Here is a 12,842-nt window from a genome sequence, read left to right on the forward strand (position 1 = left end):
GCTAACTGTGCACAGGCAAGGTCGGCAGAGTTAACCAAATCCCCGTCATACTTCAAGCTGCATGGGCGTTGGCTGCAACTCGAATTATTTAGGGCATCTCACTTTTCTTGTTTAAACAATCAAACAGCCGCCCCAAAGGGCGGCTGCATCATGCTGTTACCACCAAGCTTCGAATTGCGCACCAAAGGTGACTTCGTTGCTCTTACCGCGGCTATCAGTACCGATAGTCCCGTTTTGTGCCAGACCGTTGTCCGCGCTACCGCTGACATCGTTATAGCCCCACTTCTCATCCCAGTTGGCATAAGTTGCGAAGACACGAATTGCCGGGCGTGACCAGATGCTATCGCCTGCCTGCCACTGTTGTGCCAGGGTCAGTTTGTACTGGCCGTTACGGTCACCGGTACGTTGTGACTTAACATTGTCGTAGCCTGCTTCCAGCAAGGTACTCATGATTGGGGTCCATTTGTACATCGGACGCACCCCCACGCTGTACCAAGTGGTGCCGTTTTGGTTGTCCCAGTCAGTGTCCTGATACAACGCGACGTACATCATGTCCCACTTCTCAGCCAGGTTGATGGCACCGTGGTCGATAACACGTAATCTGTTACCGTTGTTATTAACGTTTGCACCTTCAGAGTGACCTGATTGTGATGATGTCATTGAATCTGTTGCGTATTGCACCACGAACTTGTTAAAACCACCCATCATGCTTTGGGTATGTTCAACCGTCAGCATGACACCATCTTTAGAGGCATCAGGAGCTAACGCGTAGTCGTCCTGAGTATTGGCGCGGCCATAATCCACACCAAACTCCAAGGTGCCGCCTGGGTTAGTTTCTAAACCGGCTAAACGCACATCGAACACATCATTAGCAGTGTGGTCAGCATCTTTACGGGCATTATCGATCCAGGCACTTGAACCACCCGCTTCTGAGTTACGGGTTGCTGCCAGAGATAACTTACCGAAGCCCAGATCAATAGCTTCTACACCTGCACCTGGACCTGAAATATCCCAGTAGTAGAAGTCAATCATATGGACGTCATGACGTTGATAGAAGCGTTTACCGGCCCACATGGTGGAACCCGGTAACCATTCGATCAGGTTTTTACCCTGCACGTTAGCCTCACGGAATGCAGGAGATGTTGACTCCCAGTCATTCTGTTGTGAAACGGAATACGCCACGTTGGTATCGAAGTAGAAGCTCTTGTCGCCTTCTTTCCACAATTCCTGGCCTAATTTAATTTCCGCATACGTTTCACACTCGTTACCCAGACGGTATTTACTTTGGGCGCCAGTGGCTTTGAAACATTGCTGTTCGCCACCGCTTCCTGTCCAACCGATACCGGAACGTGCATACCCGTGGAAATCAACGGCCATAGCTTGAGTAGAAAGAACACCAGCGGCAACAGCCAGTGCTATCGGTAACTTGCGCAGAGTAGTCATCAGTAATCTCCTGTTATATTTGCCTGTCGGCATGCGTGCTTTACATTCTGCTGTGGCTAGACGCCCAGTTCCTGGTACAACCGCTTACACGCAGTGCCGTCCTCACGGAACAGATGACAGCGTTGCGGCGGCAGGCCAATAGCGAATGTTGCACCTTCTTCTACCAGCACCACGTCGTTCTGGCGGTAGACCAGGTTCTGACGTATTGCCGGGATTTGGATGTGAATTTGAGTTTCATTACCCAGTTGCTCTACCACCTGAATCTCACCTTCCAGCGTGACTTCAGAGGCACTGCTTGGCAGCAGATGTTCCGGGCGAATACCCAAAGACATATTTGCACCGACCTGAACCTGAGTACCTTCCACCGGCAGCCACACTAACTGGCCATTTGGATTTGGCAGTTCAATCTGTACCTGACGAGGTTCAACGGCGGTCACTTTAACCGGTAAAAAATTCATTTTTGGCGAGCCGATAAAGCCCGCAACAAAGCGATTAGCTGGGTAGTGATACAGCTCCAGCGGCTTGCCGACCTGCGCAACATTGCCGGCATCCAGCACCACAATCTTGTCTGCCAGCGTCATCGCTTCCACTTGGTCATGGGTGACGTAAATCATGGTGCGTTGCAGGCGCTTGTGGAGGCGCGAGATCTCAATGCGCATCTGCACCCGCAGTGCCGCATCCAGGTTGGACAGGGGTTCATCGAGCAGGAATACATCCGGCTCAGCGACCAGTGTCCGGCCAATTGCCACACGCTGGCGTTGACCACCGGATAGCGCTTTTGGCCGCCGGTCCAGCAGGTGAGCCAGTTGCAGCACTTCGGCTACCTGATTCACCCGTTGGTTAATTTCGGCTTTCTTCGCACCCGCCAATTTCAGGCCGAACGACATGTTCTCTGCTACAGACAGATGGGGATAAAGTGCATATGACTGAAACACCATGCCAATACCGCGTTCAGACGGCGGCACTTCGTTCATCCGCTTGCCACCAATCAGCAACTCACCCGAGGTTATGTCCTCAAGACCGGCAATCATCCGCAGCAGCGTTGACTTTCCACACCCTGATGGGCCAACAAACACCACAAACTCACCGTCATCGATTTCCAGATTGATATCTCTGGAAATCACCGCCTCACCAAAGGCCTTATAAACGCCGCTCAGCGTTACATTAGCCATCTGTTACTCCTTTGCTTACGCAAACAACTTTTCATATGAACCTGAATGAAGAAAAATGGCGGAAGCAAACCCCGGCATAACCCATCGATTACTCCCAGCCCCTGATGACTCTCGCACTGCGCGTCGTACCGCCATGCTTAGAGCAGGTTGCCTCGGACGACGTCGCGGCCTGAGTATAGGGCTGCACATTGCTTAACGCTTCAAGGTGCTGATCTGTCTGGGTGATAATTAACCGAACAACCACATTTTGTTGGCGACGGTGTTTCAATGCTGCCGATAGTGCGCGAGTGGCACTATTTGGTAATCATCCGTAACAAAGTTTTTCATGGGGGAGGAGATGGGAGGATGAGGGAACGACCCGCGTGGGCAGAAGTTCCACTGGAAAGACAAATACGTGATCTGGCTTGCAAATTTCGACCTGCATTATTGTGTCTGACACCACAGAATAGGCAGCAGTGTTAACTGGGTCACAATAACCTGCTGGGGGGCGTAGAGGGGGGGAGGATGATGGTGTATCCGGTTGTGACTCAATATGTCGGCGTAGTGTTTTGGTCAGTGTAATAAATAATTTGCAGCCCAACATTTTTGCAGCGCTGCCACACCCTCCTCACTTAGTGATTCACGGCTACACCAGCCTGAAAATGGGCTACAGAATTCGCAGCTAATGATTCACAAGAAAGTCGATACCCACAAAATTGGATAAAAGGATTGGATTATGACTCGCAGCTTCACAAAATCCGGCATTGGTAAGACCGCACGTGTTTTGGCTCTTTCAGCATTAGCCACGCTGGTGCTCTCTTCCTCTGCTTTTGCCAAGATTGAAGAAGGTAAACTGGTTATCTGGATCAATGGCGATAAAGGTTATAACGGGTTGGCGGAAGTCGGTAAGAAGTTCGAGAAAGATACCGGCATCAAAGTCACTATCGAGCATCCAGATAAATTGGAAGAAAAATACCCGCAAGTGGCTGCCACTGGCGATGGCCCGGATATTATCTTCTGGGCTCATGACCGGTTTGGCGGTTACGCACAATCCGGTTTACTGGCTGAATTGCACCCTTCTAAAGCCTTCCAAGACAAACTGTTCCCGTTCACTTGGGACGCCGTTCGCTTTAATGGCAAACTGATTGGTTACCCGGTCGCGGTTGAAGCACTGTCGCTGATTTACAATAAAGACTTAGTGAAAGAAGCACCAAAAACGTGGGAAGAAATCCCAGCGCTGGATAAAACCCTGCGTGCCAATGGCAAGAGCGCCATCATGTGGAACCTACAAGAACCCTACTTCACCTGGCCGGTTATCGCCGCTGACGGTGGCTATGCCTTCAAACTCGAAAACGGTGTATATGATGTGAAAAACGTTGGCGTGAACAATGCTGGCGCGAAAGCCGGTCTACAATTTATTGTCGATTTGGTGAAGAACAAGCACATCAATGCCGATACAGATTACTCCATTGCAGAAGCGGCCTTCAACAAAGGCGAAACAGCAATGACCATCAATGGCCCATGGGCATGGTCCAACATTGATAAGAGCAAAATCAATTACGGTGTGACCTTGCTGCCAACCTTCCACGGCCAGCCATCCAAACCGTTCGTCGGCGTGTTGACTGCCGGTATTAACGCCGCCAGCCCGAATAAAGAACTGGCAACTGAATTCCTGGAGAACTACCTGTTAACTGATCAGGGTCTGGCTGAAGTGAATAAAGACAAACCTCTGGGCGCAGTAGCACTGAAATCATTCCAGGAACAACTGGCAAAAGATCCACGCATTGCTGCCACCATGGATAACGCCACCAAGGGTGAAATCATGCCAAATATTCCACAAATGGCGGCTTTCTGGTATGCCACCCGCAGTGCGGTACTGAACGCCATCAGCGGGCGTCAGACAGTTGAAGCGGCATTGAACGACGCAGCAACGCGTATTACCAAATAACAGTTTCACCTGCAAAAGGGCACGATTCGTCGTGCCCAACACCACTTGCTGCAACACGATAACCATACTCAAAGTAATTGACGTTGCAGCAAGGCAGCCAATGAACGACAAGTTAGCTGAAACTAATTTGAACAGCATTTTATGCTGGCCCGTAGGGTGAGCCTCAAAGAGGCTTATTAATCCCGATAAGCTTACACAAGTAAGTAATTCGGGTGAGCGAGAGCAGCTAACACCGCTGCGACTTCAAGTACGAAGAGTATGAAGGGAGTTTTATGCAGTTATCCCACACCGAGTTCGAAAGTCATAAAAAGAAAACCGCCTGGTGGCAAAGTGATGTGCTTAAATGGCTGATTATCGGCACATTAAGCCTATTTACCTGCTATTTGATTGTGTTGATGTATGCTCAGGGTGAATATCTTTTTGCCATCGTGACGCTAATTTTGGTGAGTCTGGGGCTGTATGTCTTTGCCAATCGTCGCGCCTATGCCTGGCGCTATGTTTATCCCGGCGTGGCAGGTATGGGGCTGTTTGTGCTGTTCCCACTGATTTGCACTATCGCCATCGCTTTTACCAACTACAGCAGTACCAACCAATTAACCTTTGAGCGTGCCCAATCAGTATTAATGGATCGGCAGTTTCAGACCGGTAAAACCTTTACCTTTGGCCTTTATCCCAGTGATAACCAATGGCGTTTGCAGCTTACCAACCCTGATGACAGCTCTGTTCTGATTTCCGCGCCTTTCAGCCTTGATACGACGGGTGAGAAAAAAGTCACAGTCGCCCCCACCAGCACTGAACAGACCGGCGAACGCGCGTCACTGCGTATCATTACTCAGAATCGCCAGGCACTCGCTGAGTTGGTGGCACTGCTGCCCAGTAGTGGCGAACTGCGCATGAGTTCACTGCGCCAGTTTTCAGCGACCAGCCCGCTCTATAAACTGGGCGCTGACGGTAAAGAGCTGCTCAATCAGCAAACCGGGGTTATCTATCGGCCAAACCCTGATGTCGGTTTTTACCAAGCCATTAACGCCGACGGCCAGTGGCAAAACGAAAAACTCAGTCCTGGCTTTACCGTCACTATCGGCTGGAAAAACTTCCTGCGGGTGCTGCATGATGAAGGGATACAGAAGCCTTTTATCTCCATCTTTATCTGGACCATTATTTTCTCGCTACTGACCGTAGTACTGACCGTTGCCGTCGGTATGGTTTTAGCTTGTGTGGTGCAATGGGACTCGTTGAAAGGCAAAGCGGTTTATCGCGTGCTGTTAATACTGCCCTATGCGGTACCATCGTTTATTTCAATCTTGATTTTCAAAGGGTTATTTAACCAAAGCTTTGGTGAAATCAACCTGATGCTAAGTAGCCTGTTTGGCATCAAGCCCGCCTGGTTCAGTGACCCCATTACCGCGAAAAGCATGATTTTGATCGTCAACACCTGGCTCGGCTATCCCTACATGATGATTCTGTGCATGGGGCTACTCAAAGCGATTCCCGAGGACTTATATGAAGCCTCGGCAATGGATGGCGCAGGCCCGTTCCAGAACTTCTTCCGCATCACGTTGCCACTGCTGATTAAGCCGCTGACGCCGCTGATGATTGCCAGCTTCGCCTTTAACTTTAACAACTTTGTGTTGATTCAGTTATTGACCAATGGCGGCCCGGATATGATTGGCACCACCACGCCAGCAGGCTATACCGACTTGCTGGTCAGCTACACCTACCGTATTGCCTTTGAAGGAGGCGGCGGCCAGGACTTTGGCTTGGCGGCAGCGATTGCCACCCTGATTTTCATTCTGGTCGGCGCGCTCGCGATACTGAATCTGAAAGCCAGCAAAATGAACTTTGACTAAGGAGGAGATGCAAATGGCAATGGTTCAACCTAAATCCCAGCGTTTGCGTCTATGGGGCACTCATTTTCTGATGTTGTGCTTTATCGCGCTGATTATGTTCCCGTTGCTGATGGTGATTACCATCTCGCTGCGGCCTGGTAACTTTGCGACCGGTAGCTTGATCCCGGATCAAATTTCATGGGAACACTGGAAACTGGCACTGGGTATGAGTGTGACTCATGCTGATGGCAGCGTAACCCCACCACCATTCCCGGTGATGTTGTGGTTATGGAACTCCATCAAGATTGCGGTCATTACCGCCATTGGGATTGTCACGCTCTCCACTACCTGCGCTTACGCCTTTGCTCGCATGCGTTTTCGCGGTAAAAGCACCCTGCTGAAAGGCATGTTGATCTTCCAGATGTTCCCAGCAGTGCTGTCGCTGGTGGCGTTATATGCATTATTCGACCGTATCGGGCAGTATCTGCCATTTATCGGGCTGAATACCCACGGCGGGGTCATTTTTGCTTATATGGGCGGTATTGCCCTGCACGTCTGGACCATCAAAGGCTATTTCGAAACCATTGATAACTCGCTGGAAGAAGCCGCAGCACTGGATGGCGCGACCCCATGGCAAGCTTTCCGACTGGTGCTGTTACCCCTGTCGGTGCCGATTTTAGCCGTGGTGTTTATTCTGTCGTTTATCGCCGCTATCACCGAAGTCCCGGTGGCATCGCTGCTATTGCGTGATGTGAACAGCTACACGCTGGCAGTGGGTATGCAGCAATATCTGAATCCGCAAAACTATCTGTGGGGCGATTTCGCCGCTGCTGCGGTGCTGTCTGCCATTCCCATCACCGCAGTCTTCCTGCTGGCACAACGCTGGCTGGTAGGTGGCTTAACGGCAGGTGGGGTGAAGGGTTAACGATATCATCATTCAAAATTTCATCACCCAATACCCAAAGTAATTGGAATTGTAGCAAGGCAACAAACGAGTGACTAATCGGTTGAAAACCGATTTGAACAGCATTTATGCTAGCCCGCAGGGTGAGCCTCTTTGAGGCTCATTAATCCCGATGAGCTGACTTAGGTCAGTGATTCGGGTGAGATAGTGCAGTAAACAAAGCTACAATTTCAAGTAAGAAGGGTATTTTTCCCTCTGGTACTGTGTCTTTAGGGCGGCCGTAATGGCCGCCATTTTTATTCTCTTTTTAATCTTTCGGTATTCGCCAAATACAAGGTCACCACCAGCAACAATATCGAACCGGAATAAATTAACGTATCGATCGGGTTTTCATGATCAACGATGATCAGGCGGATAATCGCAGTGATCCCGATATAGATAAAATAGCGCAACGGGAAGTGATAACCCGACTCAAAATACTTAACAATCAACGCAATAAACTCAAAGTACAGGAAATAAATTACAATCCCTTCAATCAGCATGTAAGAAGATGCATCCTGATTATTGACGAATAAGACCTTACCAAGATGGAAAGTTTCTTTTATCAAAAAGACCACCAAAATAGCGGCCAATGCAATCAACCCCACATTCAGTAAACGCTGTAGATTTTTGGCTATCCATTGAGAACGCGAATTTTTGGCCATAAATACTCCCATTGAAAGTAGGTGAAATAATCCGGGCCGAAAAAAAGCCCCTTACTGGGTAAGGGGCTAATAAGCACGGATCAAAGAGCTTAAGCCCGCAAGCTTAACGCCAGTTCTTGAAACGGTTAATCAACGCATTGGTAGAACTGTCATGACTGGTTACGTTTTTATCATCTGCCAGTTCTGGCAAGATACGGTTAGCCAGTTGTTTACCCAGCTCCACACCCCATTGGTCGAAGGTATAGATATTCAGGATAATCCCTTGGGTGAAGATCTTGTGTTCATACAGCGCAATCAATGCACCCAGGCTGAACGGCGTAATTTCACGCAGCAGGATGGAGTTGGTTGGGCGGTTGCCTTCAAACACTTTAAATGGCGCGACATGAGCCACTTGCTCAGGGGTTTTGCCTGCCGCAGCAAATTCAGCTTCAACTTCTGCCAGTGATTTGCCAAATGCCAGTGCTTCGGTCTGGGCAAAGAAGTTCGACAGCAGCTTGGCGTGATGATCACTCAGTGGGTTATGGCTGATAGCCGGTGCAATAAAGTCACAAGGAACCAATTTGGTGCCCTGATGGATCAACTGATAGAACGCATGTTGGCCGTTAGTACCTGGTTCACCCCAGATAATAGGGCCGGTCTGGTAATCAACCGGATTACCGTTACGATCCACATACTTGCCATTAGACTCCATATTGCCCTGCTGGAAGTAAGCCGGGAAACGGTGCATGTACTGATCGTAAGGCAGGATAGCTTCGGTTTCTGCGCCGAAGAAATTGTTATACCAGATGCCGATCAATGCCAGCAGGATTGGTAGGTTGTGCTCCGCAGACGTTTCGGCGAAGTGTTTATCCATGGCATGCGCACCACTCAGCAGTTGTTCGAAGTGTTCGAAACCAACCGACAGCGCGATAGATAAACCAATGGCGGACCACAGAGAGTAACGGCCACCAACCCAATCCCAGAATTCAAACATATTGTTGGTATCAATACCAAACTCACCCACAGCTTTGGCATTGGTCGACAATGCAGCAAAGTGTTTGGCGACATGTTCCACAGAAACCGCAGTAGACAGGAACCAGTCACGCGCACTGTGGGCGTTGGTCATGGTTTCTTGGGTGGTGAAGGTTTTTGATGCCACCAGGAACAGCGTGGTTTCTGGGTTCAACGGTTTCAACGTTTCAGCAATATGGGTGCCGTCAACGTTTGAAACGAAATGCATATTCAGATGATTTTTGTACGGGCGCAGTGCTTCAGTCACCATGTAAGGGCCGAGATCTGAACCGCCGATACCGATGTTCACCACATCAGTAATCGCCTTGCCGGTATAACCTTTCCAGTCACCGCCAATTACGCGGTCACAGAACTGTTTCATTTTAGCCAGCACTGCATTCACTTCTGGCATCACATCCTTGCCATCCACCACAATCGGAGTGTTACTGCGGTTACGCAAAGCAATATGCAGTACCGCGCGGTCTTCAGTGCGGTTGATTTTTTCACCGGAAAACATGGATTTAATTGCACCGGCCAGATCAGTTTCCTTCGCCAGAGCTTGCAGCTTTTCCATGGTTTCGCTGGTAATGCGGTTTTTGGAGAAATCCACCAGCATTTGATCATTAAACGTGGCTGAAAACTTGTTAAAACGCTGGTCGTCCTTGGCAAACAGACTGCTGATGGTGACATCTTTCATCTGCTCAAAGTGTTGCTGTAACGCTTTCCAGGCAGCGGTTTGACTAGGATTAATATTTTTCATAGCGGCGCTCTTCTAGGCTTAAGGATAATGAAACGAATGGGTTAATTGTATCCTGTTCGGGTGTGATTGAGATCTCTTTTCTTGCGATAGGTGTTATCTCTCGAAACAACACTTGATCTCATCCCTGTTTTCGCAGTGTGTCATTGTCTAACAGTATCTATTGCCAAAGTAATAGTAGTGGCAGGTAGGCGATAAGAGAGTAACAAATCGGTCGGGAACCGATTTGAACAGCATTTATGCTAGCCCGCAGGGTGAGCCTCAAGGATGAGGCTCATTCATCCCAATGAGCTTACTCGGGTAAGTGAACGTAACTAACACTCCAGCAGCTTCAAGTACGAAGGGAATAGTCAATTTAGTGATATCACAGCGCATATTATTAAAGATGAAAATACCTCATAGCCATTTCATTGACAGAAAGTCGATAACCCGTTATTTCCTTGTACAGAGATAAATACTGATGACCCCCAAGATGGCATCCCTGATACGAGGTTTTTTTAGATGATTCAAGCAGCACCCCAGCAGAGCCGCAGCGCCCCTTCTGCGACCGTGGTTGCCAAATTTGGTGGCACCAGCGTGGCAGACTTTGATGCCATGAGTCGCAGCGCCGATGTGGTTTTATCGAACCCGGACGTTCGTTTGGTTATCTTGTCAGCTTCGGCTGGCATTACCAATCTGTTGGTCGCCCTTGCCGATGGCTGTGAACCTGAAAAGCGTGAACTTCATTTAGCAGAAATTAGTCGAATTCAATCCGATATTCTAGCCAAACTCGGCAATCCGGTGGTTATCCGCGATGAAATTGAACGCATGCTAGAAAACATCGCCATGCTGTCTGAAGCAGCCAGTCTGGCAACGTCTGCGGCGTTAACCGATGAACTGGTGAGTCACGGCGAATTGATGTCTACACTGCTGTTTGTCGAGCTAATCCGCCAGCGTCAGGTGGCAGTGGAATGGTTTGATGTACGTAAAATCATGCGAACCAATGACCGTTTTGGTCGTGCTGAACCGGATACCCATGCGCTGTCTGAATTAGCCCAAACGCAATTGGCCCCGCGTATCGCGCAGGCCATTGTTATCACACAAGGTTTTATCGGCAGTGAAAGCAAAGGGCGCACCACTACCCTTGGCCGTGGCGGTAGCGATTACACCGCCGCGTTACTGGGTGAAGCACTGAATGTTGGCCGCATTGATATTTGGACAGACGTCCCTGGGATTTATACCACCGATCCACGGGTGGTTCCGGCAGCAAAACGCATCGATAAAATTGCTTTCGAAGAAGCGGCTGAAATGGCGACATTTGGTGCCAAAGTTTTGCATCCGGCCACCTTGTTACCAGCCGTGCGCAGTGATATTCCCGTGTTTGTCGGCTCAAGCAAAGACCCAGCGGCTGGCGGCACCTTAGTCTGTAATGAGACCGAGAGTCCACCACTGTTCCGTGCCTTGGCATTGCGCCGCAAACAGACGCTGCTGACCTTACATAGCCTGAATATGTTGCATGCACGTGGTTTTCTGGCGGAAGTGTTTAATATTCTGGCGCGCCACAATATTTCAGTTGATTTGATAACCACCTCTGAGGTGAGTGTCGCGCTGACTCTTGATACGACAGGTTCGACATCAACGGCGGGCAGTCTACTGACCACCTCACTGCTGACTGAACTCTCCTCACTATGTCGGGTTGAAGTGGAAGAGAATCTGGCGTTGGTGGCAATTATCGGCAATAACCTGTCACAAGCTTGTGGCGTCGGTAAGGAAGTATTCGGTGTCCTTGACCCATTCAATATCCGCATGATTTGCTATGGCGCCAGCAGCCATAACCTGTGCTTCTTGGTGCCAGGGAATGATGCTGAAAAAGTGGTGCAAACCCTGCATCACAATCTGTTTGAGTAACAATTTATTTGAATAATACGCTGTTTGAATAACACGGCTTGAGTCAGAGTAAAAACTAACTATACACTGCTAACAACAACAAGCTGATAACACCGACCGGGCGATTTCGTCCGGTTTTCTTATATCTGACACTGACGACTAAGGACTTTCGCTTCATGTTAGTAAAAATCACCCGGCTGTTCCCGCTGTGGGCCCTGCTGCTGTCAGTCGCGGCCTATTTCCGCCCGACCACCTTTATCGGTATCGGGCCTTATGTCGCCCCGCTACTCATGTTGATCATGTTTGCTATGGGGGTCACTCTGCGGCTGGATGATTTCAAACGTGTACTATCGCGTCCGGCACCGGTAGCAGCGGCAACTTTCCTGCATTATCTGATTATGCCGCTCACTGCCTGGATTCTGGCGATACTATTCCGTATGCCACCGGACTTGTCTGCCGGTATGGTACTGGTAGGCAGCGTTGCCAGTGGGACAGCATCTAATGTGATGATTTATCTGGCCAAAGGAGATGTCGCGTTATCAGTGACTATCTCGGCGGTTTCTACCCTGGTGGGGGTTTTTGCCACGCCATTACTGACCCGTTTATATGTCGACGCCACCATCAGTGTTGACGTAGTGGGAATGCTGAAAAGTATTCTGCAAATCGTGGTCATCCCTATTAGCGCAGGGCTGATTATCCATCACACCTTTACTAAAACGGTAAAACGTATTGAGCCTTATCTACCGGCGATGTCGATGGTCTGTATTGTCGCTATCATTAGTGGCGTGGTCGCCGGTAGCCAGAGTCATATCGCTTCAGTGGGTTTCGTGGTGATTATTGCGGTTATCCTGCATAACGGTATTGGCCTGTTAAGTGGTTACTGGGGCGGGAAACTGTTCGGCTTTGATGAATCCACCTGCCGCACACTGGCCATTGAAGTCGGTATGCAAAACTCAGGACTAGCAGCTACGTTGGGTAAAATTTACTTCTCGCCACTGGCTGCCCTACCCGGCGCATTGTTCTCGGTCTGGCATAACCTCTCAGGTTCACTACTGGCGGGCTACTGGTCAGGTAAACCAGTAGAGAAAGATAAAAAGTAATACCAAAGAGTATAAATGCCCGAACCACTCGGGCATTTTCAATTTTTCTGTTTCTTTTTATTCCTCGTTTTAGACAGAAAAACAACATCAATAACACCCAGCATTACCCTGATAATATTTAAAATAAATCTGAAAACAGTCACTCAATAA

Annotated in this window: 9 protein-coding genes and 1 pseudogene; 5 read left to right on the top strand and 5 right to left on the bottom strand. The window is 49.3% G+C overall.

All coding sequences use genetic code 11. From position 1 onward, the window contains the following. Window positions 1-156: 156 nt before the first annotated feature. From V2A85_RS07055 to V2A85_RS07065, 3 genes and pseudogenes are all read right to left on the bottom strand, one after another. A complete protein-coding gene (locus V2A85_RS07055) occupies window positions 157-1,443 on the bottom strand; it encodes a maltoporin (RefSeq protein WP_083162103.1) in 1,287 nt (428 codons plus the stop codon). Between the two features lie 56 nt (window positions 1,444-1,499). After that, window positions 1,500-2,615 carry a maltose/maltodextrin ABC transporter ATP-binding protein MalK gene (gene malK / locus V2A85_RS07060; RefSeq protein ID WP_005191494.1) on the bottom strand — a complete coding sequence of 372 codons (1,116 nt, stop codon included), beginning with the start codon at window positions 2,613-2,615 and terminating at the stop codon, window positions 1,500-1,502. A gap of 15 nt (window positions 2,616-2,630) precedes the next feature. Then, window positions 2,631-2,859, bottom strand: a pseudogene (locus tag V2A85_RS07065) (hypothetical protein). Window positions 2,860-3,330: 471 nt separating this feature from the next. On the opposite strand from V2A85_RS07065, the gene malE reads away from it, so the two are divergent. From malE to malG, 3 genes are all read left to right on the top strand, one after another. Then, on the top strand, window positions 3,331-4,542 hold the full coding sequence (gene malE, locus V2A85_RS07070) for a maltose/maltodextrin ABC transporter substrate-binding protein MalE (protein ID WP_083162101.1): 1,212 nt from the start codon (window positions 3,331-3,333) through the stop codon (window positions 4,540-4,542). 272 nt (window positions 4,543-4,814) lie between these two features. Beyond that, on the top strand, window positions 4,815-6,392 hold the full coding sequence (malF, locus tag V2A85_RS07075) for a maltose ABC transporter permease MalF (RefSeq protein WP_420071142.1): 1,578 nt from the start codon (window positions 4,815-4,817) through the stop codon (window positions 6,390-6,392). Between the two features lie 13 nt (window positions 6,393-6,405). After that, complete coding sequence (gene malG, locus V2A85_RS07080) at window positions 6,406-7,296, top strand: maltose ABC transporter permease MalG (RefSeq protein ID WP_032907691.1); 891 nt, start codon at window positions 6,406-6,408, stop codon at window positions 7,294-7,296. Between the two features lie 275 nt (window positions 7,297-7,571). Here malG and psiE read toward each other — a convergent pair whose 3' ends face one another. Both psiE and pgi read right to left on the bottom strand, forming a co-directional pair. Then, window positions 7,572-7,979: a phosphate-starvation-inducible protein PsiE gene (psiE, locus tag V2A85_RS07085; protein WP_004705335.1), complete on the bottom strand. Its 408-nt coding sequence runs from the start codon at window positions 7,977-7,979 to the stop codon at window positions 7,572-7,574. Between the two features lie 103 nt (window positions 7,980-8,082). Then, window positions 8,083-9,729, bottom strand: coding sequence for a glucose-6-phosphate isomerase (gene pgi / locus V2A85_RS07090; protein WP_372560367.1), 1,647 nt, complete (start codon window positions 9,727-9,729; stop codon window positions 8,083-8,085). A gap of 498 nt (window positions 9,730-10,227) precedes the next feature. On the opposite strand from pgi, the gene lysC reads away from it, so the two are divergent. Next, window positions 10,228-11,613, top strand: a complete 1,386-nt coding sequence (gene lysC / locus V2A85_RS07095) for a lysine-sensitive aspartokinase 3 (protein WP_420071143.1) — start codon at window positions 10,228-10,230, stop codon at window positions 11,611-11,613. 155 nt (window positions 11,614-11,768) lie between these two features. Next, entirely contained in the window at window positions 11,769-12,692 is a 924-nt protein-coding gene (gene panS, locus V2A85_RS07100; RefSeq protein WP_083162093.1) for a ketopantoate/pantoate/pantothenate transporter PanS, read from the top strand. The last annotated feature ends 150 nt before the right edge of the window (window positions 12,693-12,842 follow it).

The organism is Yersinia sp. 1252 StPb PI, from assembly GCF_048593885.1.
In the GTDB taxonomy this organism is placed as follows: domain Bacteria; phylum Pseudomonadota; class Gammaproteobacteria; order Enterobacterales; family Enterobacteriaceae; genus Yersinia; species Yersinia enterocolitica_E.

Bases quoted from the DNA above. Each gene is read 5' to 3' on its own strand.
- V2A85_RS07055 (WP_083162103.1), bottom strand. From the start codon at position 1,443: ATGACTACTCTGCGCAAGTTACCGATAGCACTGGCTGTTGCCGCTGGT.
- malK (WP_005191494.1), bottom strand. From the start codon at position 2,615: ATGGCTAATGTAACGCTGAGCGGCGTTTATAAGGCCTTTGGTGAGGCG.
- malE (WP_083162101.1), top strand. From the start codon at position 3,331: ATGACTCGCAGCTTCACAAAATCCGGCATTGGTAAGACCGCACGTGTT.
- malF (WP_420071142.1), top strand. From the start codon at position 4,815: ATGCAGTTATCCCACACCGAGTTCGAAAGTCATAAAAAGAAAACCGCC.
- malG (WP_032907691.1), top strand. From the start codon at position 6,406: ATGGCAATGGTTCAACCTAAATCCCAGCGTTTGCGTCTATGGGGCACT.
- psiE (WP_004705335.1), bottom strand. From the start codon at position 7,979: ATGGCCAAAAATTCGCGTTCTCAATGGATAGCCAAAAATCTACAGCGT.
- pgi (WP_372560367.1), bottom strand. From the start codon at position 9,729: ATGAAAAATATTAATCCTAGTCAAACCGCTGCCTGGAAAGCGTTACAG.
- lysC (WP_420071143.1), top strand. From the start codon at position 10,228: ATGATTCAAGCAGCACCCCAGCAGAGCCGCAGCGCCCCTTCTGCGACC.
- panS (WP_083162093.1), top strand. From the start codon at position 11,769: ATGTTAGTAAAAATCACCCGGCTGTTCCCGCTGTGGGCCCTGCTGCTG.